We start from the raw sequence: 24,148 nt of genomic DNA, 5'->3' as shown, positions 1-24,148 counted from the left end.
GTCCGGCGCGGGGCGGGTGCGTCAGGGGGTGAAGACGGACTTCACCTCGGCGGGGGTCAGGCCCCGGGCACGGTAGCCGGTGGTGCCGGATTCCAGGAGTTCGCGGGCGGCGTCCCGCAGCGCGCCGTAGGCAGCCCACGCCAGCGAACCGCCGGTGGACACCCGGCGGACGCCGAGGGCGGACAGTTCGGCCACGTCCGGGGTGCCGCGCAGGGCCAGGACGTTGACCGGGGCGCCGACCGCCCCGACGACCCGGGCGATGTCGTCCGGAGTGGTCAGACCCGGAGCGAACAGCACGTCGGCTCCGGCGTCGCGGTAGGCGATCAGACGGGTGACGGTGTCGTCGAGGTCGGCGTGGCCGTACAGCAGATTCTCGGCCCTGGCGGTCAGGACCAGCCCGTGACGCCGTGCCGCCTCGGCGGCCGTGCCCACCCGTTCGGCGCTGACGGCGAGCGGCTGCACACTCTCCGCGACCGGATGGTAGTCCTCGATGGAGAGCCCGGCCGCGCCCGCCTCCGCCAGCAGGCCGACGGTCTCCGTGATGCCCTCGGCGGTCTCGGCGAACAGCCACTCCGAGTCGACGCTCACCGGCACGTCGACCGCGGCGGCGACCGCGGCCACATGGGCGACCAGCTCGTCGCGTGTCACCTGCTGGTCGAGCTTGCCGAGGGCGGCGGCGAGGCCCGAGGACGTGGTGGCCAGCGCGGCGAAACCGGCGTGCCGCAGGACCCGGGCCGAACCCACGTCCCACGCGTTCGGCATCACGAACGTCCCGGCGGCGTGCAACTGGTGAAAGCGCTTCCGTACCGCATCCATGCCCACACCCTGCCATAGGGTCTTCGGCGTGGCTGTCTCTGAATACATCAAGCGCATGCGTGGCGCGATCGGGCACGACCTGCTGATGCTGCCCGGGGCGAGCGCCGTGGTCACCGACGACGACGGACGGGTGCTGCTGGCCCGGCGGTCCGACAACGGGCGCTGGTCGGTTCCGGCCGGGGTGGTGGACCCCGGCGAGCAGCCCGCGGACACCGCGGTGCGGGAGGTCTTCGAGGAGACCGGGGTCCGCGCGGAGATCGTGCGGCTCGCCGGGGTGGCGTCGCATCCGGTGGTCTACCCCAACGGGGACCGGTGCGAGTACCTGAACGTGTGGTTCCGGTGCCGGGCCGTCGGCGGCGAGGCCGGAGCGGCCGACGACGAGTCCCTGGAGGTGGGCTGGTTCGCGCCGGACGCCCTGCCCGAGCTGGACGAATGGTCCCGGCTGCGGATCGGCACGGCCCTCGGCCCGGACGGCCCGGCCTGGTTCGCGACCGCCGGCGAGAAGCACCCGGCCCTGAACCGGCCGGACGCCCTCTAGTCGAAGACCGAGATGCGGGTGCGGTGGTGGCGCGGGGTCACGATCTCGTCCACCACCGCCACCGCCAGGTCGGCGTAGGAGAGGGTGACACCGCCGCCGGTCTCGCCCCCGGTGCGGTAGGCGCCGGCCCGCGGCCCCTCCAGGAGCTGCGCCGGCGGGGTCAGCACCAGCCAGTCGACCGGCGTCTCGGCGGCCCGCAGCCGGTCCAGGCCGGCGGTGTGCGCGACCGCGAAGTGCCGGAACTGTGCGGGCAGCACCGCTGGATCGTCGTAGAGCGGGTTGCCGCCGGCGTCGACCAGGTTGGCGAACAGCCCGATCACGATCAGGCGTGGCACCCCGGCGGCGGCGAGCCCGTCGAGGAGGTTGTCGGCGGCGGTGACGTAGATCCTGCCGTCGAGGGTGCCGAGTCTCTCCAGGGCTTCCGGCCCGGAGGCGGGCGACACCGCGTTCACGGCGGCGTCGTGGCCGGCGACGAGCGCGGCGACCGAGGCGGGGTCGAGGACGTCGCCCCGCACCACCCGGCCGGGCAGCCGGTGCTCGGCCGGGTCACGGACGACGGATGTCACCTGGAGGCCGCGGCGCTGCGCCTCGGCGGACACGGCCCGGCCGGCCCGGCCACCGGCCCCGAAGATCACGATGCTGGTCATGCGGCGGACGCTAACCCCACAGGGCCTGGTTACCGCAACGGTACCGGCGTTAACGTGGGCCGGTGGAACCCCTGGATCCGGAGATGTTCGCGCCGCAGTGCCCGGCCCGGCAGGTGCCGGTGCAGGTCGGTGACAAGTGGACGGCCATGGTGGTGATCTGTCTGGAGGGCGGGCCACGCCGGTTCGGCGAGCTGCTCGTGCCGCTGCGGTCGATCACGAAGAAGGTGCTGGCCGAGACGTTGCGGGCGATGGAGCGCGACGGCATGGTCACCCGCCGGGAGTTCCCGGCCAATCCGCCGCATGTGGAGTATGAGCTGACCCCGCTCGGCCGCAGCCTGCTCACCCTGATCGACGCCGCGCGCGACTGGTGCGAGGAGCACCTGCCGGACCTGATCGAGGCCCGGCGGGCTCACTCCGCGGCGTGATCGCTCAGGTCAGCTCCTTCAGCGCGGCGTCGAAGATCTCGTGGTGGCGTGCCACGTCGGCGAGGGAGGTCTCCGGGCACATCAGCGCCATGTTGTGGAACGGGGTCAGCAGCACGCCCCGGTTCGCCAGATAGAGGTGCAGGAAATCCTCCAGTACGGCGTTCGCGCCGGCGGCCGACTCGGTGCCGTTGCGCGGGGCGGGACTCGCGAACCGGTACTCGACGCGGGCGCCCAGCCGGGACACCGACCACGGCAGGCCGTACCCCTCGATGATCTTCTGAATGCCGTCGGCGAACGCGGTGGCCGTCTCGATCATCGTGGCGAACGCGTCGTCGGTGAGCACCTCCTGCAGCGTGGCGCGGGTCGCGGCCATCGACACCGGGTTGCCGGCGAGCGTGCCGCCGACCCCGCCCATGTCGACCAGGTCCAGGTCGCCTCGGCCGCTCAGCGCGTCGGCCAGTTCGGCGCTCAGGCCGTACGCCCCCACCGGCACCCCGCCCCCGATGGCCTTGCCGATCGTCAGCACGTCCGGTTCGAGCCCCCAGAACGCGGTCGCCCCGCCCGGCCCCGCCGAGAACGTGTGCGTCTCGTCGTTGATCAGGTACGTCCCGAACCGCCGGGTCAGCTCCCGCACCCCCGCCAGGTAGCCCTCCTCCGGCAGCACGATCCCGATGTTGGTCAGCGCCGGCTCCATCAGCACCGCCGCCACGTCACCGTGCGCGAGCTCCCGTTCGAGGCCGTCCAGGTCGTTGAACTCGGCGACCCGGCTGGTCAGCGTCACGTCGACCGGCGCGCCCACGTTGCCCTCCCGCGAGACGCCGCGCCCGTCCGGGCCGGCCACGATCAGCGACTCGTCCACCGAACCGTGGTAGCAGTAGCTGTTGACCAGGATCTTCGAACGGCCGGTGACGGCGCGCAGCAGGCGGATCGCCCAGCGGTTCGCATCGGTGGCGGTCAGCGCGAAACTCCACGCCGGCAGACCGAACCGGCGCGCCAGCTCGGCGCCGGCGACCGCCGCGTCCTCGGTCGGCATCATGGTCGCCAGGCCACGCTGAACACGCTCAGTGACGGCGGCGACGACCGGGGCGGGGGAGTGGCCGGCCATCGCGCCGGTGTCCCCGAGAGCGAAGTCGACGAACTCGTTGCCGTCGACGTCGACGATCCGGTTGCCCCGCGCTCTGTCGAGGTGGATCGGGAAGTCTCCGGCGGCCTTGTTCATCCACGTCATCGGCACACGGCCGAAGAGATGATCCGATCTCTGGTACGCGGCCCGCGAACCCGGATGACGGTCGGCGAAGGTGGCACGCTCCCGCGCGAGGAGCGACATTAAACGGGAATCCGTCGACATGGCGCGACGCTACCAGGGAATCATCACTCCTCGGTCGTTCTCAGTACGGTAACCGTCTTCGCCCCGCCGTCGGTCACGTACAGCCGCCGGCCGTCCGGGGAGATCGCGTTCACCCGGGGACTGTCCCCGACCCCGACCGTCGACACCACCTTGCCGTCATCGAGCGCGATCACCGACAGGGTGTCCGAACCCTCGTTCACGATGTACGCGTGCTCACCGTCCGCGGAGATCATCACCGCCTGTGGTTCCTTACCCACGGTGACCTTGTGGATCAGCCGCTGGTCGCCGGTGTCGTACACCTCGACGGTGTCCAGGTCGTAGTTCGTCACCACCAGCCGCTCCCCGTCCGGGGTGACGGCCAGCGCGTGCGGCGACCGGCCGACCTTGAAGTTCTTCCGCACCAGCCGGTCCGCCACGTTCACCACCGAGATCTGGCTCGACTCGTGGTTGGCCGTGAACGCGGTCGCCCCGTCCGGTGTGAACACGATCCAGTGCGGGTTCGGCGGCACCGAGATCCGCGCCGTCTCGGTCAGCGACTGCGGGTCGTAGATCTCCACCCGCGCCCCGTTGTGGATCGGCACCCACACCGTCCCGTCCGGCGCCACCGCCGGCTCGAACGGCCGCGGACCCGTCCGGATCGTCTTCACCAGCGACTTCTTCGCCGTGTCGATCACCGCGAGCCCGTTCCCGGTGAAGTTGTTCTCGAACAGCGTCACGTACAGCCGTCCGCCGTCCGCCGACAGCGCCAGGAACCGTGGCGTGTTCGGCACCTTCACCACATCGACCTTCTTCGACGCGACATCGACGATGTGCACGTCCTTGGAGTTCTGGTCGGCCACGAAGAGGGTCTTGCTGTCCGGCGAGACCGTCACACCCTCCGGCTCCTGCCCCAGGTCGAACCGGTCGACCACCACCGGCTTCGCCAGACTCGGCGGCGCCGGAACCTCGGTCCCCGCCGGATCCGTCGCCGGCACACTCGCCGCACCACCCTCCGGCTGCGTCTCCGTCCGATCCGGCGTCACCGTCCGCTCCGGGGCGGCCTCCGTCCGCTCGCCCCGGGCCAGCGCGAAACGCACCCCCACATACGACCCACCGGCGAGCAGCGCGAGCACGACGACGGCCGCGGCGATCAGCGCGCCTTTCCGCCGCGGCTTCTTTTCCCGGGGGTACGGGTCACCGCCCGCCGCCGGCCCGCCCGCGCCGGAGTCGTAGCCGCCCTGGTATCCCGCCGGGTAGCCGGCCCGCGGCGGTTGTCCACCCCCGGCCCTGCCCCCGCCGGGCCCGTAGTGCCCACCCTGCCCGAGGCCACCTTGTCGGGTGCCGCTTTGCCAGGTGCCGCTTTGCCCGGTCCCGCTTTGCCCGGTGCCGCTTCCCCCGGTCCAGCCTTGGTCGGTCCCGTCTCGTCCCGTGCCGCTTTGTCCCGTGCCGCTTTGCCAGGTGCCGGGGCCGCCTTGTGTGCCGCCGGTCGACTGGCCGGGGTGGGTCGTGTCCGGGCCGTAGGTCGCTCCGGCCGGGGCCGCGGCCGTCCAGGCGTCCGTTCCCGGCCACGGCGACGCGGGAGACGTCGGCCAGCCGCTGGTCGGCGCAACCTGCCAGGGGCCGTCTTCCGCCGAGGACGTGCCCGCCGCGCCCGTTTCCGTCCCGCCGGATCCGGTCGTTCCCCGCGCCGGCTGGTTCGAGCCAGGGGCGCCGGACGGCGCCACGGGAGTTTCCGGCCACGACACGTCCGGGACCTGTCCGGTCGAGGCCGGCGGCGACACCGGCCACGGGACACCCGAGGTGGGGGCGGGGTTCTGCTCGCCCGGCCAGCCCGAGGCAGCTGCGGCGGGTCGTCCAGGACTCTCCGAACTGCCCGGAGACGTTCCCCAGGGACCCGCCGGAGCACTCTGCGGCTGCTCGGCCCCGGGCCATCCCCGGCCCGGAACGTCCCCGGCCGGCCCCACCCGGGTCTGTTCCCCCGGGCCGGATGCCCGGGACCCGCCTGCCGCGGCCCCGGAATCGGCCGGTGTCGCCGCAGGCCGTTCGGCTCCCACCTGTCCCGGCGAGACGCGTTCGGTTACTGCCTGTGCCGACGTGGTCGGTCCGGTTTCCGCCTGTGCCGACGTGGTTGGTCCGGTTTCCGCCTGTGCCGACGTGGTTGGTCCGGCTTCCGCCTGTGTCGAGGTGGTCGGTTCGGCTTTCGCCTGTGTCGACGGGGTCGGTTCGGCTTCCGCCTGTGTCGAGGTGGTCGGTTCGGCTTCCGCCTGTGCCGACGGGGTCGGTTCGGATTCCGGCGGTGCCGATGTGGTCTGTTCGGAGGGCACCGGAGCCTGCCCGGTCGGTGCCGGGTCTCCCGGCCACCGCACGCTCTCCTCAGCGGGCTGCCGCTGTCCCGGGATCGTCGCCCCGTTCCCCAGCGAGCCGCCAGCGGGCATACTGCCGAACCCGGCTCCCCGCCCGGCGCCGGCAGAACCGTCATGATCTCCCGTGACAGCTCCGGGTGTCCGGCCGTTGGCCGTCGCCGGGTCGTGCCCCGCACCGGACGTCGCCCGACCGGGCTCAGCAGCGTTCGGTACCGGTGTGCTCTCCTCGGAGCCACCGGACGGCCCCGGCTTCCGTCCGGCCGCGGGCCAGATCCCGTCCGGGTCGGACCGTCCCCATGTGCCGGAGTTCCCACCGGGCCACGCCATCGCCCCGGAACCCGGACCAGCCGACGCTCCCCAGCCACCGCCCGCCGCGACCGTCGAGCCCTCCGATTCGTCCGCCGAGCGTGTCTTCCCGGGTGCGGAGCTTGCCGGTTCGGACGCCGAGCCGGCCGGCCCGTGTGCGGTCCCCATCGGATCGTCGGCCGCACCGCTCTCGCGGATGGACGGGCCGCTGTCCGCGGAACTGCCGAAGGTGGCCGAACCGCTGTCATGAACGACCGGGCCGGGGTCCGCGGTGATGTCCGGGCTGGTAGGGCGCGCCTCCCGGCTCGCCGAACCGGACGAGAACTCCTCCGAGCCCACCGATGCCGGCTGCCGATCGAAGCTCTCCGGCGGTTCCGTGCTGCCGGTGCTCGGCGTCGCGGAATGGTCCCCGTTCACCGAAGGCGAAGCCGGCTCGGGCCACGCGGTCGCCGGCGTTGGCGCTTCCGGCCGAATGACCGGCGATCCCTGGCCACTGTCGGCCTCCGAGAGTCCCGCCTCAGCCGAATCGCCATCGGTGTCCCCGGCCGTGAGGGACGCAGAGTCGGCAACCGCCGGACCGGCGGATCCCGGATGCCGCGGCGGGACATCCTTCTCCGAGGCGGCCGGCGAACCCTCGCCGAACGGCGCGGCCGACGTTTCCTCGCGAGATCCGGCACGATCCCCCTCGCGCGACGCGGCAGGCGTCTCTTCGCGCGACGCGGCAGGCCTCTCTTCACGCGGCACGGACGGCGTCTCTGCGTGCGGCACGGACGGCGTCTCTTCGCGCGGCGCGAACGGCGTCTCTGCGTGCAGCCGGGACGGCGTCTCTTTGTGCGGCCCGGACGGCGTCTCTGGTGAGGCAGCGACTGGGAATGAGCCCCGGACCGTCGCCTTCGGGGCGATGAGCGGCGCATCCTCGGACGAGGCCTCCGCGTAGCCGACCTCATGCGCCCCCGTGGACTCTCCGGAGGAGGCGTCGCCCGCAGCCTCGGCCGGGCCCGCCGTGGCAGCGGATACAGGGTTTCCCTCAGCAGCCTCGTCACGTTGCGGCTCGGCGTCGGAGGTGAAGGCCGGTCGTCCCGGTGGGAGGGATGTCCGGTCGGCGCTGGGCGCGGGTGAGGTGAGCGCCGGTTCCTCGGAGGGGAAGGGAGTCGTCTCTCCGGCGGGTGCGGGGGAGTTGGGCGGGTCGGTTGGTGCGGGCGCATTGTCCGCTGTGGGGCCGGGGCGTCCGAGTTCGGCGGGCGTCCGGTCGGTGGTGGGTGGGGTCGACGTCGGGTCCGGAAGGGCTGGGAACAGTGACTTGTCCATGGTGGACGGAGTGGCGGCCGCTCGTTCGGGCTCGGTGGGTGGGGATGACGGGGTGGCGGTCTGGGAAGGCGTCGCCTCGGGGGCGGGCGGGGGCAGGACGAGGGCCGGTCGTTCGGGTTCGATGGGCGGCCCGGACGCGGCGGACCTCTCCGTCGATGCGGGGGAAGGCGACGCGGCGGGCACCTCACGAGGCGGTGATCCGCTGGGTGCGCCCCACGCGGGCGGGGCGTCGGGGTGATCGCTCAGCGGGCGCGGGGACCGGTTCGCCGAGGAGGGTGGTCCACTGATCGGAGCCCACGGCGAGACTCCCCGGACCACCCCCGACGACGGTGGCCCACTCGCCGGACCCGAACTCGTGTCCGTGTCCGGTCGATCGGGCGCCCCTCCGGCCGTACCGGATGAAGTGCCTGAAGCTGACGCCGCATCGCCTGCCGGGACCGGCGGCCCTTCGCCCGGCCAGACCGTCGCCGGGGTCTCGCCCGGCCAGGCGCCGCCGGAATCCTCCGGGTTCCAGGCGGATTCTCCCGGCCAGGCCGTCTCGGGGCCGGGCATCGCCCAGTTGGCGGCCCACCCGACCGTCCCACCCGCGGGCGGCCCCGACGGAACCCCCACCGGCGACCCGGAAGACGCCGCACCAGCCGGAGACCCCGAGACCGGATGTCCCGGCGTCGCGCCGGGGGTGGCGGTGTCGAGGTCCCCCGAGACCTCGCCGGTGACGGTGAGCCGCGCCGACCCCGCCGGCCCGTCGAGGGTGACCGCCCCGCCGAGGCGCCCGACCGTCGGGAACCACGACACGCGCAGCAGGTTGCCTTCGAGGCGGGCGTGGAGGCCTTCGACGGTGCTCGACACGACGGACGCGGCGGCCAGCGGCGGCCCCTGGACGGCGACCTCGGCGGTGAGCTGCCGGGTGCCGGGCGCGACGCGGCCGAAGTCGACGGACGGCTCGGCGATGCGGATCGAGGTGCGGCGCAGGGCGGCGGTGGCGGCGGCGGCGACCCGGCCGTCGCCGGTGGCGAGGCGGCGCAGGGCTTCGCGGGCCTCGACGGCGCGGGACAGGTCGTTGCCGGCGGCGGCGACGGCGAGCTGGGCGATCAGGGTCATCTGGTCGCTGCCGGGCCGGCGAACCCGGGCCAGCCACGGCTGCCGCCCGGAACCGAACACCCACTGCCGGACGCTCGGGTCGCGTTCGCGCAGGTGGTCGTAGAGTTCGCTGATGCCGATCCAGCCGTCCCGGTCGCGGTCGGCGGCGCCGCCGGAGACGCCTTCGGCGATCATCCCGGCGAAGGTGGGCGGCTCGGGGCGCGGGGTGGCGGCGATGACGACGCGGCTCTGTCCCTCGGTGGAGCGGGCGGCCCGGAAGTGGTGGCCGGCGTCGACCGGGCCACCGGTGCGGCCGTCGAGCAGCACCACCGCCTGTTCGGCACGGCTGCGCTGCAGCAGCGCGGCGATCTGGGCGACATCGATGCCGGTGTCCGCGGGCCGCCCCATCACGGTGTCCGAGGCGGCCAGGTACAACCCGCCGCCGGGCCCGGTCAGCATCACGCCCCGGAAGTAGAGGAGGACACAGTCCTCCTGGTCACGCCCCTCGAACAGGGACTTGACCCGCCCGTAGGCCTCGCGCGCCCCCGGATCGCGCAGATGCGCCGTCTCGAACCCGCCGAGCGCCGGATCCGCGAGCACGTCCGCGAACGCCGGAACATCGGCCGACGGCACGGAGAATCGGCGCAACACGGGATCTTCGTGCTGCTCGACGCTGATGACTACCGCAAGTCGTCGCCCGTTCATCGAATGCATCACCCGTCATCCATGGTGCGATGCCGAGGCCGGACACGAAACCCCGAGAAGATTACGAACCGCGATTTCTCCACCGCGGAGCGTTTTTGATCTCGATTTCCGGTGACGCATTCATGATCTTTGAGCGGTGCGGGCGCGTATCGATCCACCTGCGATGATGTTGCCGGCCCGGCGCGGAATCCGGCCGCCTTCCCATGGTGATCCGGCCCGGTCGCGCAGTCACGAAAAATTCCCGGAATTCACCGGATCCGGTGCCGCTACGTGGGCGGACGTCGATGTGACGGATAGGCGTCACGGCGAAAACCTTGCGTCACCCGGCGCCCGCATTCCTGTCCGACTCAGATCAAACCCGTGCGGTGGTACGCCCCACGCCACCCCCGACCGCAGCCACCGCGAACCCGGGCTGCCCCGCACGCCGGGCGGACCGTCCGGACCGCGGCGCGCCCGCCGGGGCGAAGCGGCCCGTCACCGGCTGCCCGCCCCGTTGACCGCAACAGATCAGCGGCATCCGGTTGTCGCGAACGGGCGCTCCGGTTCAGGCGAAGACGTCGAGGAAGCGGCCGCTGCGCCCGAAGTCGGCCACCTCCGCCGCGTGTGCCGCCTCGATCCGGGCCACCTCGGCCTCCGCGCGGACGATCGCGGCCCGGTCGGCGGTGATCACGGCGGGCGTCGCGGCGCACGGCATCTGATCGGTGGTGAGCCGGGCGCGGGCGCTCTGCAGCCGGCTGTAGGCGGTCGAGCTGTCGTAGCTGAAGGGCGAGGCGGCGTTGACCTTCATCGTGGCTCCTCCGTTGCTCTACGGTTGCGATCTCTCGCGACAGCCCGATACATCGTCCGCGCCGCTCCTCAGTTGCAACTTCCCCGAGTGACCTGGGCAACAACCGCCCTGCAACCGAAGGGCGTGGCCCGGTGCCTCTCGGTGCACCGGGCCACGCCCTGTCCGTGCGGCGGGCCGGCAGTGCCGCCCGCCCGGGGTTCAGCTCGTGGCGCCGACCAGTGCGCGGGCCCGCTCCGGCCAGGTGGCGAGACTCGCCGAGCCACGCATGCCGGCCGCGTTGATCGCCTGCTTGAGGCTGGTCACGTCGGAGTCGGCCAGCTTCGCGTAGGTGGTGATGCCGGCCGCGGCCAGGGCGATCGCCACCTTCGGCCCGATGCCCGGGATCTTCGTCAGGTCGTCGGGCTCGGCGACCGGCGCGGGCGTGCCCACGAGGTCCGGCTCGGCGGTGATGACGGCCTGCGCCGGAATGACCGGCTCAGGCGCGGCGACGGGCTCCGGCGCGACCACGGGCTCGGGCGCGGCGACCGGCTCAGCGGCGGCGACCGGCTCGGCGGCGGCGACGGGCTCGGGCGCGGCGACCGGCTCGGGCGCCACCACGGGCTCGGACACGGCGACGGGCTCGGGCGCGGCGACCGGCTCGGGCGCCACCACGGGCTCGGACACGGCGACCGGCTCCGGCGCGGCGACGGGCTCAGCGGCGGGCTCGGTCACGACCGGCTCGGTGACGTGCTCAGCGGCGACCGGCTCGGCGGCAACCGGCTCGTCGACGGAAACGGGCTCGGAGGTGATGACCGCGGTGGGCTCGTCCTGGGCGGCCTTCCCGTCCGACAACTTCACCGTCGGCTCGTCGGAGTCGGTGGGGCCGTCGGCGTCCCGCTCGTCGACAGCGGCGACACCGATGGCGGGGGCCGGCTCGACCTCAGCTGTCTTGGCAGCGACCGGCTCCGCGTCATCGACCGGCTTGGCGGCGGCAACCGACTCGGCGGCGGGCTCACCGAAGGCGGACTCCGCGGAGTCGGGCTCACCGGAGGCGGAATCGGTGGCGGCGGGCTCGGTCGCAAGGGACTCAGTTGCGACAGGCTCGGTGGCGACCGGCTCGGCGACGGCCGAGGGGGCGTCCTCCACTGCCGGGGCCGCGATCGGCTCGGCGGCGGCCGGGGTGTCCGTGGAGGAGGTGGGGGCCGCCGCGGCCTCGTTGTCGTCGGCGGTGGAAGCGGGGCTCTCGGCGACGACCGGGGCGGCGACGGCCGCCGGGGCGGGCGCGGTGGTCGTGGTGGCGCCGGTGCGGCGTCCCCAGACGAACCAGCCGCTTATCGCGCCGATCACGAGCCCGGCAACAAGGTAGAGGAATGATGCCATATCGGGCCTCCGGACAGGAGAGGAGGGTGCTTGTGGTAGCGGGCAGCTTTGCACATCCCGATGAGCTGTCTCGACGTGGGTGTCGACCAACGTCGAACAGCTACCACCTGCGACGTCCGGGGGTTTTACACCAAAGGTGCGGGACACCGTTCCAACGACCGATCACCCGATCAGGTACGGGAGATCGCGCCGGGAATGAACCGGTTGGACAGATAGGTGATCACCCACAGCACCACCCCGATGAGCAGCAGCACACCGGCGACCCGGTAGTCGGCCGCGGCCCGCCCGGACAGTGGGCTGGCGAGGAACGCGCAGGCGACCGCCCCGATGACCGGGATCACGGTGGGCGCCCGGAAGTGCCGGTGCTCGACCGGGTCGCGCCGGAGCACCAGGACGGCCACGTTGACCACGGTGAAGACGCAGAGCAGCAGCAGCGCCGTGGTCCCGCCGAGCGCGGTCAGGTCGGCGAACCAGATCAGCCCGAACGCGATGACCGTGGTGAACAGGATGCCCACCCACGGGGTGCGGCGGGTGCGGTGGACCTTGCCGAGGACGGTGGGCAGAACCCGCTCGTTGGCCATCCCGTAGAGCAGGCGGCTCGCCATCATCATGTTGATCAGCGCCGAGTTGGCGACCGCGAACATCGTGATGAACGCGAAGATCGACAGCGGGAATCCGGGCGCTCCGGCCGAGACGACCTTGAGCAGCGGGGTGTCGCCGGATCCGAGTTCCGATGGCGGGACGAGCGCGACCGCGGAGATGGCCACGAGCACGTAGATCAGCCCGGTGACGCAGAGCCCGATGAGCATGACCTTGGGGAAGATCCGTACCGGGTCGCGGGTCTCCTCGGCCATGTTGACCGAGTCCTCGAAGCCGACCATGGCGAAGAACGCGAGCGCTGTGCCGGCGGTGACCGAGAGCAGCACGCTCTCGCCGGGTGGCGTGTTGAACTCGGTGAGCCGGGACAGGTCGCCGTTCCCGCCGCCGAGCGCCCACGCCCCGACCCCGATCACGATCAGCAGGCCGGTCAGCTCGACGCAGGTGAGCACCACGTTGGCCTTGACGCTCTCGCCGACACCCCGGAAGTTGATCAGCGCGACCAGTGTCATGAAGCCGAGGGCGACGGCGGTGAGCGCGATCCCGTCGCCGAGGGACAGGTCGAAGGCCTTGGCGAAGTTCCCGGCGAACGCCTTGGACGCGCTGGACGCCGAGGTCAGCCCGGAGCACATCACCGCGAACGTCACCATGAACGTGAGGAAGTGCAGCCCGAACGCCTTGTGCGTGTAGAGCGCCGCGCCGGCCGCCCGCGGATATTTGGTGACCAGCTCCAGATAGCTGAACGCGGTGAGCAGCGCGACCACGAACGCCAGCAGGAACGGCAGCCACACCGCGCCGCCGACCTCGTTGGCCACCTTGCCGGTCAGCGCGTAGACGCCGGTGCCGAGGATGTCGCCCACCACGAAGAGCAGCAGGAGGGCCGGGCCGATGACACGGTTGAGTTCCGGCTGCTGAGTAGCCGGTGCCACATCCGCCATGAGTGCTCCCCGAGAAAAAGGTCCACTGCGGATAAGTGACGTTACGCGTACCTTGAGTGACATGCATATCGTGCTCGCCGCAAACCCCGAGACGGAACAGCCGTGGGTGACCGACGCGGTCGCCGATCTCGTCCGGCAGACCGGCGCGACGGTCGCCGTGGTCGCGGTGGACGAGCTGGAGAGCGAGCATCTGGCGCCCCTGCCCCGCAGTGTCTACCACGAGCGGGCGGAGAGGGCGGCGACCGCTGCCGTGGCGCGACTGGCGGCGGCGGGCATCGAGGCGACGAGCGCGGTCCTGCCGGGCCGGCCGGCCGAGCAGATCATCCGGTTCGCGGGGGAGCACCGGGCCGACCTCATCGTGGCCGGTTCGAGCGTACGCCCGGTGGTGGCGCAGCGGCTGCTGGGCAGTGTGCCGTTGACCCTGATCGAGAAGGCGGGCCGTCCGGTGCTGGTGGTCACCCGCCCCGTAACCGGGTGACCACCAGCATGTCTTACGGGACTGCCGGGTAGTTCGTCACGAAGACCGGCTGGCCGACCTTCGTCGTGTCGGCCGCCTCGCCGACGCCGTTGACCACGTGGTCGACGATGCCCGCGCTGAGGTTGACGGTCATGATGTGCTTCAGCTTCACACCGGGCGTGCTCGGCACCTCGAACCCGTTGGCCGTGTGGATCGACGGGTTGTTCTGGTTGAAGACGTAGACGCCTCCGCCGTACAGCTGGTGCTTCTTGACCTTGCTTCCGACCTTGTAACCGGCGTAGCCCTGGACCTTGCCGTTCATCCAGTCGGCCTGCGTCGGCGGGTCGTACGGCAGCTCGTTCTGGTAGAGCACGGTGGTGCCGCGCTCGCCGTTCCAGACGGTGTTGTACTTCTGGAAGTGCTCGACGAACAGGCCGGTCGCGGTGACGTCGTCACCGTTGACGACCGCGCCGTACCGCCCGGTGTTGGTCCTCCACCGGTCGGTGTCGCCGTTCACGCCGTTGGTGAAGCCCTCGACGCCGTGGTCGCCGCGCCACACCCAGGTGTGGTCGATCAGCACGTCGTCGCTGTTCACCTCGAGCGCGATGTTCGTCTTGCCGATGTGCGGGCCGCCGACGCGGAAGTACACGTCGTTCAGCGTGGTCGGGTTGCTCGCCGAGCTGTAGCCGAAGCCGTGCTGACGGCCGACGCGCAGCAGCACCGGCGACTCCTTGGCGCCGGCGTCGATGGTGACGCCGGCGACGATCACGCCGGGCACGTCGGCGACGTCCAGCGGGATCGAGCCGTTGACCGCGGTGAGCGTGGCGTGGCCGAGGCCGAGGACCACGGTGTTCGGGCGGAACACGTGGATGCTCTGGGCGATGTCGTAGACGCCCGGGGTGAGCAGCAGGTTCTTGCCGAGGGCCAGCTGCAGGTTGATCTTCGCGACCGAGTCACCGGGCTTGGCGACGTAGAAGTCGGAGAGCGGGATGCTGCGGCCTGACTTGTCGTCCCACGAGGAGCCGGCGGTGTTGCGCTTGGCCGCGGGCACCCGGACCTGGTACTTGCCCTTGGCGTCGACGAACAGGAACGGCTTCTCCCGGCTGACCGGCGTGGTCGGCAGCGTGGTGTACGGCGGGTTCGGGAACGCCGAGTCGTCGGGCGCCCCGGTGACCCCGGCGAAGACCTGGTTCCACACGGCGTTGGACCAGCTCGCCACCTCGCTGTTGCGGGTGAGCCACTGCTGCTGCGAGCCGTTGGTGGTGGCCGGCAGCTTCGAGTCGGCGATGAAGCCGCCCGAGGCGTACTGCGGTCCGGCGGTGCAGTAGTCCATCAGCGACAGCGTGCCGCCGTTGAACTGGGTGCGGCGCAGCGAGACGGCCTGCGACACGGCCCAGAAGTTGGCCGTCTGACGGCAGCCGTCCTGGCCCGTGCCGTTGATGTTGACGGTCAGGTTGGACAGGGTGCGCCAGAAGTTGACGAGCGCGATGCAGTTCGGGTTGGCCGGGTCGGAGCCGAGGCAGCGGTTGTACGCCTCGACCTTGCCGTTGATCACCACGTCCCCGGGGTTGGCCCCGAGACCGGCGATCTCCGTGTAGTAGCCGACCTTGATCTGGAGCGGCTTCTCGGCGGTGCCGTAGGTGCCCGGCTTGAACAGGTACGCGTACCGGGCCGTGCCCATCTCGTTGTCGACCTGCTTGGCGTAGGTCGCGTCCAGGGTGGCCTGGATCTCGCTGACCGGCGTGCCCGGGTCGAAGACGGTGACGTTGGGGCCGAGGTTCGGTACGCCGGCGGCCCCGCCGGTGTGCGCGGACGCCGGCAGCGCCGGCGCGAGGGAGAGGGCGAGCCCGAGGGTGAGCGCCGCCGCGGCGGCGCTGCGGGTCGGGCGGGGTCTCGTCATGCGGAGGGATTCCTTCCGAAACAAGATCGCAATGATGCCCGTCACAGAATCAATCGCTGAAGCTCCATGTCAAGCAGGGTGAACCGGCATACCGCGAAGATCGGTACGAACCCGGCGCGTTCCGGAACCAGACTGACCGAAAAGAGGGGTGGAACCGGTCCCGGAAGCGGTTTCGGAGCCCCTCAGCGGGACGACTCGGCGAACACGACCACGTTGCTGCGGTAGCTGCGCTCGCTGCGGTCGAAGGCGCCGCCACAGGTGATCAGGCGCAGGCCCGGCCGGTCGATCGGCGCGTACACCTCCGCGGTCGGGAAGTCGCGCTTGGCGTAGAGGGCGACCCGTGACACCCGGAACGTCGCCACGGAGTCGTCGTCCCGGCGTACCACGATCTGGTCTCCGGCCTTGAGCTCGCGCAACCGGAAGAAGACCGCCGGGCCGTCCCGCGCCGTGTCCACATGCCCCGCGAGCACCGACGCGCCGGTCTCGCCCGGCGACGGCGAGCCGCGATACCAGCCGGCCGGCGCGTCGCCGCGCAGCGGCGGCACCTCCAGGGACCCGTCACGCCGCAGGCCCAGCTGCATGACCGTGGTGTCCACGCCGATCGCCGGGATCCGCAGCCGCACCGGGAGCGCCGGCTTCAGGGCCTTCACCGGCGCGGCGCCGGGCGTGGCCGTCACCGTCGCCGGCGGCGCTGCCGGCCCGGCCGGAAGCGGTGGCAGGGCGTCCTCGGTACGCAGGCCGAGCATGACCGTCAGGGCGCCCAGCAGCGCCAGGACGCCGGCGAACGCCGCCGCCCGGCGGTCATGGACATGCGGCAGGGGCACGGCTCAGCGGTGGCCCAGAGGGCGGCGGAGGGAGTACGCGCCGACGCCGGCCGCCGACAGCAGGAGGAATCCACCGGTCACCAGCAGCGCGAGCCGGCGGCCGTCGATCTGGCTGCCCCCGCCCGCGTCCACACCACCCTCCGGTGTGGACGCCCGCTCCGGGTCGTCATCGGACGGCTCGGTGGCCGGGTCCCCGGTGACGACGTCGTCGGCCGGTGTGGTCGTGCCGCTTCCGCCGGGCAGCGGCGCCGCCTCCGGATCGCCCGCCCCGCCGGGGCCGGGTGAGCCGGGGCCGGGTGAGATCGTCCAGGACGCGCCCGTGCTGGGCCCCGGACCCGCTGTCGTCGACGCCGGATCGTCCGGGCCCGTGCAGTACGCCAGCAGCGCGAACAGCAGGATCAGCAACAGCAGCAGTCCCGCGCCGACCGCGATCAGCCGGTTGCGCTGCACGGAACGCGGCGCGCGGTGTGCTGGGGAACCGTTTCCGGACATGCGGTCCTTCCGCCGACGGCTGGGACTGATCGGGACGCTAGTCCTTCGGCTCCGTGATCGCATCCGGCGGATCCGCAGTGCAGTGACCGAACAGTTACCGTCCGGGCCCTTGACACCGGCCGGGAGAATACCCGCCATGATCGAGATCCGGGATCTGACGAAGACCTACGGGAAGGTGGACGCCGTCCGTGACGTGACGTTCACCGCTGCGCCCGGCCGGGTCACCGGCCTGCTCGGGCTCAACGGCTCCGGCAAGAGCACCACGTTGCGGATCCTGCTCGGCCTGGCCCGGCCGACCAAGGGCGCCGCGCTCATCAACGGCCGCCGGTACCGGGAGCTCGACCACCCGGTGCGGCACGTCGGCGCGGTCATCGAGCAGGGCCTCAGCCATCCGGGCCAATCGGGGTACGCGCACCTGCGTACCCAGGCTCTGCTCGGTGGTTTCCCGCGCGAGCGGGTCGGGCGGCTGCTCGAGTACGTCGGCCTGGAGGACGCCGCGACCAAACGGACCGGTGACTACTCGCTCGGCATGCGACAGCGGCTCGCGGTGGCGACCGCCCTGCTCGGCGAACCGTCCGTGCTGGTGCTCGACGAACCGGCGAACGGCCTGGACCCACCCGGCATGGCCTGGCTGCGGGAACTGCTGCTGTCGCACACGGCGGCCGGCGGAACCGTGCTGATCTCCAGTCACCTGCTCGCCGAGCTGGAGCACTTCGTCGACGACGTGGTGATCATCGGGGAGGGCCGCATCCTGGCGTCCGGGGCGCTCGCCGAACTCACCGGCACCACCCGGCTGCGGGTGCGTGGCGGCGACCCGGAACGGCTCGCGAAGGCCTTCGAGCAGCACGGCGCCACCGTCGCGCCGGACGGGCCGGTGCTGTTCGTCGGCGGACTGAGCCCGGAGCAGGCCGGCGAGATCGCGCTCGCCGCCCAGGTAGCGATCTACGAGCTGGTGGCCGAGGCCCAGCACCTGGAGGACATCTTCATGAGCGTGTCGGAGGCCCGATGATCGCCGTCATCCGCAGCGAGATGTACCGCAGCGTGAGCATCATGTCGTCGTGGCTCGCGCTGATCGGGTTCGCCTTCATGGCCGCGCTCGTCGGCTGGTTCAGCAAGGAGGCCTGGTCGCTGTTCGCCGGCGTCGGCGCCTTCGGCGTCGCGGTGACCGTGACCGCCCAGCACTACCAGCACCGGACCATGGTGCTCGTCCTGCTCAACCACCCGCACCGCTGGCGGGTCCTGATCTCCCAGTGCGTGTCCGCGGCGGTGCTCGGCGTGGTGCTCGCGGCCGTCAGCGGCCTGGCCGTGCTGCTCGGGGAGAGCGCCGCGCACTACCGGTCGACGGTGCTGGTGGCGCCGGTGATGGCGGTGTTCGGCACACTGTGCACGGTCGTGGTTCGGCATCCGATGTGGCTGTTGGGCGGGGTCTTCGCCTGGCTGCTGTTCGCCGAGGGCCTGATCAACGGCATGGCCATCGGGCTGCCGTTCGCCTCGTTCGCGATGGCCTCCGCCGGCAACGTCAAGGCCCTGCTGATCCTGCTGGCCTGGACGGCCGCCGCCATCCCACCCGCCGTCTGGTCCGTCTACCGGGACGTCTCCAGCGACTGACCCCGGGCGGCCCGGCCGTCCCCCGGGCCGGGGGTCAGCCGAGCAGGATGAAGGCGACCAGGGCCAGGACGATCGCGGCGATCACCGCGAGAGCCACCGGGCCGGCGAAGCGGCGCCATCCAGCCGGGGCCGGCGGCGAGGGGGCGGGCGTGGCCGGGGCGAAGCCGAGCTGCGCGGCGACGGCGTCGACCGGGGGCATGGTGTACGGCGCGGCCGGCACCTCGGGGTGCGGCGGGGGAGCGGCCGGCCGGGACTCGGAGACGGTCGGCAGGCCGCCGTGCTGGAATCCGGCCGGCTGGGCGGCGTACAGCGGAGTCTGCTCGGGGTTGTCCGGCGCGACGGTGTGGGCTCCGGGCGCTGCCGGGCCGCTCGGGGGGACCGGCGGGAAGTATCCGTTGGGTGGCGGCATGGGCGCGCCGCCGGGCTGCACGTGGTCGGTCCACTGGGCGCCGTCCCACCAGCGTCGCGCCGGCAGGCCGCTCGGATCGGCATACCATCCGGCGGGCTGCGTCATGGTCGGGCTCCTTCTCGGGCCGGGGCAGGAACTGAGGTCCCTGATCGGCCGGAGAAACCCGAAGCTGAGGGATTTCCGCCCGCCGGATGGGCCGGCGGGCGGAAACCCGGTGATGGTCCGCGAGGCGGACCGCTGAGGGATCGCCGGGCGGACCCGGCGGTCGGTGCGAGGTCTAGGAGCGCGTGATCACGAGGTTGTCCACGGCCGCCTCGACGAGGGAGGCGGTGCCGGCGTCGGCTGCCTCCACCTGGATGCGGATCGTCTGTCCGGCGTACGCCGAGAGGTTCGCCGTTGCCGTCGTCCAGGCCGCCGCCTTGTTCGCCGCCGCCGCGGTCTGGCTGAGCACCGTCGTCGTGGTCGTCCCGGACACCACCCGGACGCGCAGGTAGTCGGCGCTGGTCGCGTTGTTCAGGTAGGCCAGGTACCAGGACAGGCTGAGTGTCAGGGTGCCGGTCGGCAGGGTGATCGCCGGCGACGTGATCGTGGTGATCCCGCCGTCCAGGTCGTTGGCGCCCGCACTGGCTCCCGCCGTGGCCCCGGTGACCAGGGCGTAGCTGCCCTCGGCCGCCGCGTTCAGCTGGGTGGCGACGCCGGAGCTGGTGGTGGCTTCGGGATTGCCGCGTTCGAGCCGTCCCGCGGTGGCGGTGTCGGTCGTGCCCTGGGTCCAGCCGGTGGCGGTCTCCAGGCCGTCGGACCAGACGGTGGTGCCGGGCGGCGTGGTGGTGCCGCCGTCGGCGAGCGTCCACACGGCGTACGCGATGGCGTCGCTGTTTCGGTCCAGCGCCGTGTCGTTGATGTTGGCGGTGGTGTCGCACGACGCGTGGTAGCAGGGGTCGAAGCGGCCGGTGGTGCCGCCCCAGAGGGTGACCTGCGCGGACGTCTTGGACTGTTCGGCGCCGGTGAAGATGCCGCCGGCCGGGATGCCGGCGGCGATGAACGGGCCGTAGTCGCTGCGGCCGTCGAAGTCGGTGCCGCGGGTGGGCACACCGATCGAGGTGAAGTACGCGGCGAGGGTGGCTTCGATCTGTGCCGAGCCGGCCGGGCCGGGGCCGGATCCGGTGCCGTCGGAGTTGTCGCCGTCGTAGAGGAAGTAGCCGGGGTTCGGCGAGCCGATCATGTCGAAGTTCAGGTACCCCGTGATCGCCGCCTTCTGTGCCGAGGTCAGCGAGTTGACGTACGCCGTCGATCCTCGCAGCCCCAGCTCCTCCGCTCCCCACCAGGCGAAACGCAGGTGCCGGTCGGGCTGGAAGCCGGACCGGGCGACCTGCAGCGCCACCTCGAGGTTGGCTGCCGAGCCGGATCCGTTGTCGTTGATGCCGGGACCCGCGGTGACGCTGTCCAGGTGCCCGCCGATCATCAGCGTGTCGGACGTGTCGCCGCCCGGCCAGTCGGCGATGAGGTTGTACCCGGTCGCCCCGTTGTAGGTGAACGACTGCTGGGTGGTGGTGAACCCGGCCGAGTCGAGCAGGTTCTTCACGTAGGTGACGGACGCCAGGTAGCCGGGCCGGCCGTGGGCGCGGTTGCCGCCGTTGGCGGTGGCGATGCTCTGCAACTGGGCGAGGTGGGCCTTGACGTTGGCGATCGGGATGTCCGGCGCCGCGGCGGCGGCCTGCGCCGGGCCGGCGACGGCGAGGCCCGAGGCGATCAGCCCGGCCACGCCCACGATGGAGATTGCTCGCACGGGGTGGTCCTCCGTGTACTGAGGGGAACGGTCAGAGCCCGAAGCATCGCATCGGAGAGCGATCAACCGTTCATACCAATCGATACCTACTTTCAGCTGTGACGCATGCCCATGCCTGGATGGTTAGGCTGCGGGGACCGCCCCGGCGTGATCAGCCGCGACGGCGGTCCGACAACGGAAGGCAAGGGATGCGAAAAATCCTGGCGGCCACCATCGCCGCCTCCGTCGGTCTCCTGATCGGCGCCGGCACGATCCCGGTCGCGGCGTCGGCCACGGTCAAGACCGGCGGCTACACCCCGCCAGCCATCGACTGGGGTACGTGTACGCGCCCCAGTCTCCAGGCACGTGGCGCGCAGTGCGGGTTCCTGGTGGTTCCGCTCGACTACGCCAAGCCGAACGGCACCAAGATCAAGGTTGCGGTGTCGCGGATCAAGCACAAGTCCGCTGACTCCGCCTACCAGGGCGTCATGCTCGTCAACCCGGGTGGCCCCGGTGGTTCCGGCCTCGGCCTGGCGGTGCTCGGCGAGTACGTGCCGAACGGCGCGGGCGAGTTCTACGACTGGATCGGCTTCGACCCGCGCGGCGTCGGATCGAGCGTGCCGGCGCTGGCCTGCGACCCGAACTACGCCGGCTACAACCGGCCGTTCTACGTCCCGGTCACCCGGCAACTCGAGAAGACCTGGCTGAACAAGGCCAAGGGGTACGCGAAGGCGTGCGACACGGCCGGCGGCGCCCTGCTCGACCACCTGAAGACCACCGACTCGGTCGCCGACATGGAGAGCCTGCGCAAGGCCCTCGGCCAGTCGAAGATCAACTACTACGGCTTCTCGTACGGCACCTACCTGGGCCAGGTCTACGCGACGCAGCACCCGGACCGGGTCCGCCGGTTCGTCTTCGACGGCGTGGTCAACCCCGAGCGGGTCTGGTATGACGCGAACCTCGACCAGGACATCCAGTTCGACAAGAACATGGACGTGTTCTTCGGCTGGGTCGCGAAGAACGACGCCACCTACCACCTCGGCACGACCGCCAAGGTGGTGAAGCAGAAGTACTACGCGACGCTCTACTCGCTGATCAAGAACCCGGCCGCCGGCAAGATCGGCCCGGACGAGTGGAACGACATCTTCGTCTCGGCCGGCTACTACGTCTTCGGCTGGGAGGACGTCGCGTCGGCGTTCGCCGCGTGGGTCAACGACAAGGACCCGGCGCCGCTGCTGAGCCAGTACGCCGAGCCCGGCACGCCCGGATCCGACAACAACTACGCCGTCTACCTGGGCGTCCAGTGCACCGACACGCAGTGGCCGACGAACTGGTCGAAATGGCAGCGGGACAACTGGAAGATCCATTCCAAGTACCCGTTCATCACCTGGAACAACGCCTGGTACAACGCGCCCTGCATCAACTGGGGCGCCAAGGCCGGCAAGCCCGTCGACATCAACGGCAAGAAGGTCCCGCCGGTTCTGCTGATCGCCGAGACCAACGACGCCGCCACCCCGTACTCGGGGGCCATCGAGGTCCGTAAGCGGTTCCCGCGGTCGGTTCTGATCGAGGGCGTCGGCGGCACCACCCACTCCGGTTCGCTGAGCGGGATCGCCTGCACCGACGACACCATCGCCGCCTACCTGGCCACCGGCGAACTGCCGGACCGGGTCCGCGGAAACCGTTCCGACAAGCAGTGCGACCCGATTCCCCAGCCGGATCCGGCCGCCGTGTCGGCGTTCTCGGCAAAGACCGCCGACAATGCGCGGGCCGAGGTCCGCGACGCGATCGGCGTTCGCTGAGCCATGGAGAAAGAGCCCGGTCATCCCGTACGGATGACCGGGCTCCTTTCATTGTCCGGCGTTCTTCTTCGCCGCCTGGATCTGTTCGTAGACCCTGGTCCGCATCGCGATGAAGGCCGGGTCGGCCCGGGTCGTCAACTGGTCACGCTCGGCCGGCAGGTCGATGATCAGCTCGTCCTGCACCACTGTCGGTGACGACGACAGCATCACCACCCGCTGCCCCAGATACACCGACTCGTCGATGTCGTGGGTGACGAACAGGATGGTCACGCCGAGCCGCTTCCACAGCCTGCGGACCAGGTCCTCCAGGTCGGCGCGGGTCTGCGCGTCGACCGCCGCGAACGGCTCGTCCATGAGCAGCGTCTGCGGCTCGTAGGCGACCGCCCGCGCGATGGCGACCCGCTGCTGCATGCCGCCGGAGAGCTGCCAGGGATACGCCGACTCGGAGCCGGACAGGCCGACCGCGTCCAGCGACTGCTCCACCAGCTCGGTCCGGCGCGCTCTGGCCACCTTCTTCTGCTTGAGCGGCAGCTCCACGTTGTCGCGCACGCTCATCCAGGGGAACAGGCTGCGCCCGTACTCCTGGAAGACCACCGCCATGCCCTCCGGCGGCCCGTCGACCGCCTTGCCGTTGACGCGGACGTCCCCGGCCGTCGGGTCGAGCAGGCCGGCAATACAGCGCAGCAGCGTCGTCTTGCCGCAGCCGGACGGGCCGACCAGGCACACCAGGTCGCCGTTGTCCACGGTGAACGTCAGATCGCGGAGCGCCTCGACCTCCCGGCTCCCGGACCGGTAGACCTTCCGCAGGCCCTTCACTTCGAGCATCGTCCGCTCCCTCTAGCCGGCGCGCTGCGCCGCGCGCAGGCCCTCGTACCACCGCAACAGCCGCCGCTCGGCGAGCCGGAACAGCACCGACAACACGAAACCGAGCAGACCGAGCAGGATGATCCCGCTCCACATCTCGGGGATCGCGAAGCTGCGCTGGAACTGCACGATGGTGAAGCCGAGACCGTTGCTCGCGGCGAACATCTCGCTGATCACCATCAGGATGATCGCGATGGACAGCGCCTGGCGCAGCCCGGCCGCGATCTGTGGGCTCGCCGACGGCAGCACCACGTGGGTGAGCCTGGCCGGCCCGTTCACCCCGTACGAGCGTGCGGTGTCGAGGACCACGCTGTCCACCGCGCGCACCCCCTCCACCGTGTTCAGCAGGATCGGCCAGATGCACCCGAACACGATGACGGTGACCTTCATGCCGTTCCCGATCCCGGCGAACAGCATGATCACCGGCACCAGCACAGGCGGCGGGATGGCCCGGAAGAACTCCAGGACCGGTTCCACCGTGGCCCGCAGGCGCCGGTTGAGGCCGATCGCCACGCCCACGCCGACGCCGATCAGCGCGGCCAGCAGGTAGCCGGCGAACAGGCGCACCAGGCTCGGCGCCACGTCGGCCTTCAGCCGCTCGGTCTGCCAGGTGTCGCCGAACGCGGTCAGGATCTCGGACAACGGCGGGGCGTAGAAGTTCTCGCTGCCGGCGCTCAGCACGTACCAGCCCACGAACAGGACCAGCGGCAGCGCGACCACCAGCGCGACCTTCTTCAGGATGTCGCCCACGTTCATACGGCCACCTCTTCCCGTGGCTGGTGGACGTTGCTCATACCGGCACCTCTTCCCGTGCCGGCTGGTGGACGTTGC

At 71.6% G+C, this 24,148-nt stretch carries 21 protein-coding genes; 7 read left to right on the top strand and 14 right to left on the bottom strand.

Annotated elements, in window-relative coordinates; genetic code table 11:
- Positions 1–21: 21 nt before the first annotated feature.
- Positions 22–816 carry an isocitrate lyase/PEP mutase family protein gene (locus BM290_RS00840; RefSeq protein WP_093608907.1) on the bottom strand — a complete coding sequence of 265 codons (795 nt, stop codon included), beginning with the start codon at positions 814–816 and terminating at the stop codon, positions 22–24.
- Between the two features lie 28 nt (positions 817–844).
- Here BM290_RS00840 and BM290_RS00835 point away from each other — a divergent pair, with 28 nt between their 5' ends.
- Positions 845–1,354, top strand: a complete 510-nt coding sequence (locus BM290_RS00835) for an NUDIX hydrolase (RefSeq protein WP_093608905.1) — start codon at positions 845–847, stop codon at positions 1,352–1,354.
- Here BM290_RS00835 and BM290_RS00830 read toward each other — a convergent pair.
- The gene (locus BM290_RS00830) at positions 1,351–2,001 is read right to left on the bottom strand and encodes an NAD(P)-dependent oxidoreductase (protein ID WP_177319525.1); all 651 of its coding nucleotides are present in this window, start codon (positions 1,999–2,001) and stop codon (positions 1,351–1,353) included. The genes BM290_RS00835 and BM290_RS00830 overlap by 4 nt on opposite strands.
- Before the next feature lie 62 nt (positions 2,002–2,063).
- On the opposite strand from BM290_RS00830, the gene BM290_RS00825 reads away from it, so the two are divergent.
- A complete protein-coding gene (locus BM290_RS00825) occupies positions 2,064–2,426 on the top strand; it encodes a winged helix-turn-helix transcriptional regulator (protein ID WP_239143341.1) in 363 nt (120 codons plus the stop codon).
- 4 nt (positions 2,427–2,430) lie between these two features.
- On the opposite strand, the gene BM290_RS00820 is transcribed toward BM290_RS00825, so the two are convergent.
- Positions 2,431–3,774, bottom strand: a complete 1,344-nt coding sequence (locus BM290_RS00820; protein ID WP_093608903.1) for a transaminase — start codon at positions 3,772–3,774, stop codon at positions 2,431–2,433.
- A 23-nt stretch (positions 3,775–3,797) separates the two neighbouring features.
- Positions 3,798–4,886, bottom strand: coding sequence for a YncE family protein (locus tag BM290_RS00815; protein ID WP_093608901.1), 1,089 nt, complete (start codon positions 4,884–4,886; stop codon positions 3,798–3,800).
- A 3,666-nt stretch (positions 4,887–8,552) separates the two neighbouring features.
- Here BM290_RS00815 and BM290_RS48015 point away from each other — a divergent pair.
- Positions 8,553–9,614: a hypothetical protein gene (locus tag BM290_RS48015; protein ID WP_093608897.1), complete on the top strand. Its 1,062-nt coding sequence runs from the start codon at positions 8,553–8,555 to the stop codon at positions 9,612–9,614.
- A 445-nt stretch (positions 9,615–10,059) separates the two neighbouring features.
- Here the strand turns inward: BM290_RS48015 and BM290_RS00800 are convergent, their stop codons facing one another.
- The 3 genes from BM290_RS00800 to BM290_RS00790 all read right to left on the bottom strand — a co-directional run bounded on the left by BM290_RS00800 (position 10,060) and on the right by BM290_RS00790 (position 13,196).
- The gene (locus tag BM290_RS00800) at positions 10,060–10,302 is read right to left on the bottom strand and encodes a hypothetical protein (protein ID WP_093608895.1); all 243 of its coding nucleotides are present in this window, start codon (positions 10,300–10,302) and stop codon (positions 10,060–10,062) included.
- Between the two features lie 198 nt (positions 10,303–10,500).
- On the bottom strand, positions 10,501–11,661 hold the full coding sequence (locus BM290_RS50525) for a helix-hairpin-helix domain-containing protein (protein WP_143133555.1): 1,161 nt from the start codon (positions 11,659–11,661) through the stop codon (positions 10,501–10,503).
- A gap of 170 nt (positions 11,662–11,831) precedes the next feature.
- A complete protein-coding gene (locus BM290_RS00790) occupies positions 11,832–13,196 on the bottom strand; it encodes an APC family permease (RefSeq protein WP_093608891.1) in 1,365 nt (454 codons plus the stop codon).
- A 61-nt stretch (positions 13,197–13,257) separates the two neighbouring features.
- On the opposite strand from BM290_RS00790, the gene BM290_RS00785 reads away from it, so the two are divergent.
- Positions 13,258–13,674: a universal stress protein gene (locus BM290_RS00785; RefSeq protein ID WP_177319524.1), complete on the top strand. Its 417-nt coding sequence runs from the start codon at positions 13,258–13,260 to the stop codon at positions 13,672–13,674.
- Between the two features lie 13 nt (positions 13,675–13,687).
- Here the strand turns inward: BM290_RS00785 and BM290_RS00780 are convergent, their stop codons facing one another.
- The 3 genes from BM290_RS00780 to BM290_RS00770 all read right to left on the bottom strand — a co-directional run bounded on the left by BM290_RS00780 (position 13,688) and on the right by BM290_RS00770 (position 16,869).
- On the bottom strand, positions 13,688–15,553 hold the full coding sequence (locus BM290_RS00780) for a glycosyl hydrolase family 28-related protein (protein WP_093608887.1): 1,866 nt from the start codon (positions 15,551–15,553) through the stop codon (positions 13,688–13,690).
- Between the two features lie 182 nt (positions 15,554–15,735).
- Positions 15,736–16,377: a class F sortase gene (locus BM290_RS00775; RefSeq protein WP_239143344.1), complete on the bottom strand. Its 642-nt coding sequence runs from the start codon at positions 16,375–16,377 to the stop codon at positions 15,736–15,738.
- A 3-nt stretch (positions 16,378–16,380) separates the two neighbouring features.
- The gene (locus BM290_RS00770; protein WP_143133554.1) at positions 16,381–16,869 is read right to left on the bottom strand and encodes a hypothetical protein; all 489 of its coding nucleotides are present in this window, start codon (positions 16,867–16,869) and stop codon (positions 16,381–16,383) included.
- Between the two features lie 136 nt (positions 16,870–17,005).
- Here BM290_RS00770 and BM290_RS00765 point away from each other — a divergent pair, with 136 nt between their 5' ends.
- Positions 17,006–17,878 (top strand): ABC transporter ATP-binding protein, encoded by an 873-nt coding sequence (locus tag BM290_RS00765; protein WP_093608883.1) that lies wholly within the window; start codon positions 17,006–17,008, stop codon positions 17,876–17,878.
- Positions 17,875–18,477 carry a hypothetical protein gene (locus tag BM290_RS00760; protein ID WP_093608881.1) on the top strand — a complete coding sequence of 201 codons (603 nt, stop codon included), beginning with the start codon at positions 17,875–17,877 and terminating at the stop codon, positions 18,475–18,477. The genes BM290_RS00765 and BM290_RS00760 overlap by 4 nt, the downstream gene beginning before the upstream one ends.
- Positions 18,478–18,511: 34 nt before the next feature.
- Here the strand turns inward: BM290_RS00760 and BM290_RS49010 are convergent, their stop codons facing one another.
- Entirely contained in the window at positions 18,512–18,991 is a 480-nt protein-coding gene (locus tag BM290_RS49010; protein ID WP_203779148.1) for a DUF2510 domain-containing protein, read from the bottom strand.
- Positions 18,992–19,163: 172 nt separating this feature from the next.
- Positions 19,164–20,672, bottom strand: a complete 1,509-nt coding sequence (locus tag BM290_RS00750; RefSeq protein ID WP_093608879.1) for a M28 family metallopeptidase — start codon at positions 20,670–20,672, stop codon at positions 19,164–19,166.
- Positions 20,673–20,860: 188 nt separating this feature from the next.
- Here BM290_RS00750 and BM290_RS00745 point away from each other — a divergent pair, with 188 nt between their 5' ends.
- Positions 20,861–22,453 (top strand): alpha/beta hydrolase, encoded by a 1,593-nt coding sequence (locus BM290_RS00745; RefSeq protein WP_093608877.1) that lies wholly within the window; start codon positions 20,861–20,863, stop codon positions 22,451–22,453.
- Between the two features lie 48 nt (positions 22,454–22,501).
- Here BM290_RS00745 and BM290_RS00740 read toward each other — a convergent pair whose 3' ends face one another.
- Complete coding sequence (locus BM290_RS00740) at positions 22,502–23,278, bottom strand: ABC transporter ATP-binding protein (protein ID WP_093608875.1); 777 nt, start codon at positions 23,276–23,278, stop codon at positions 22,502–22,504.
- A 12-nt stretch (positions 23,279–23,290) separates the two neighbouring features.
- Positions 23,291–24,073, bottom strand: coding sequence for an ABC transporter permease (locus tag BM290_RS00735; protein WP_093608873.1), 783 nt, complete (start codon positions 24,071–24,073; stop codon positions 23,291–23,293).
- Between the last annotated feature and the right edge of the window lie 75 nt (positions 24,074–24,148).

Source organism: Actinoplanes philippinensis (assembly GCF_900113015.1).
GTDB lineage: Bacteria > Actinomycetota > Actinomycetes > Mycobacteriales > Micromonosporaceae > Actinoplanes > Actinoplanes philippinensis.
This window is presented reverse-complemented; position numbering and strand designations above follow the sequence as displayed.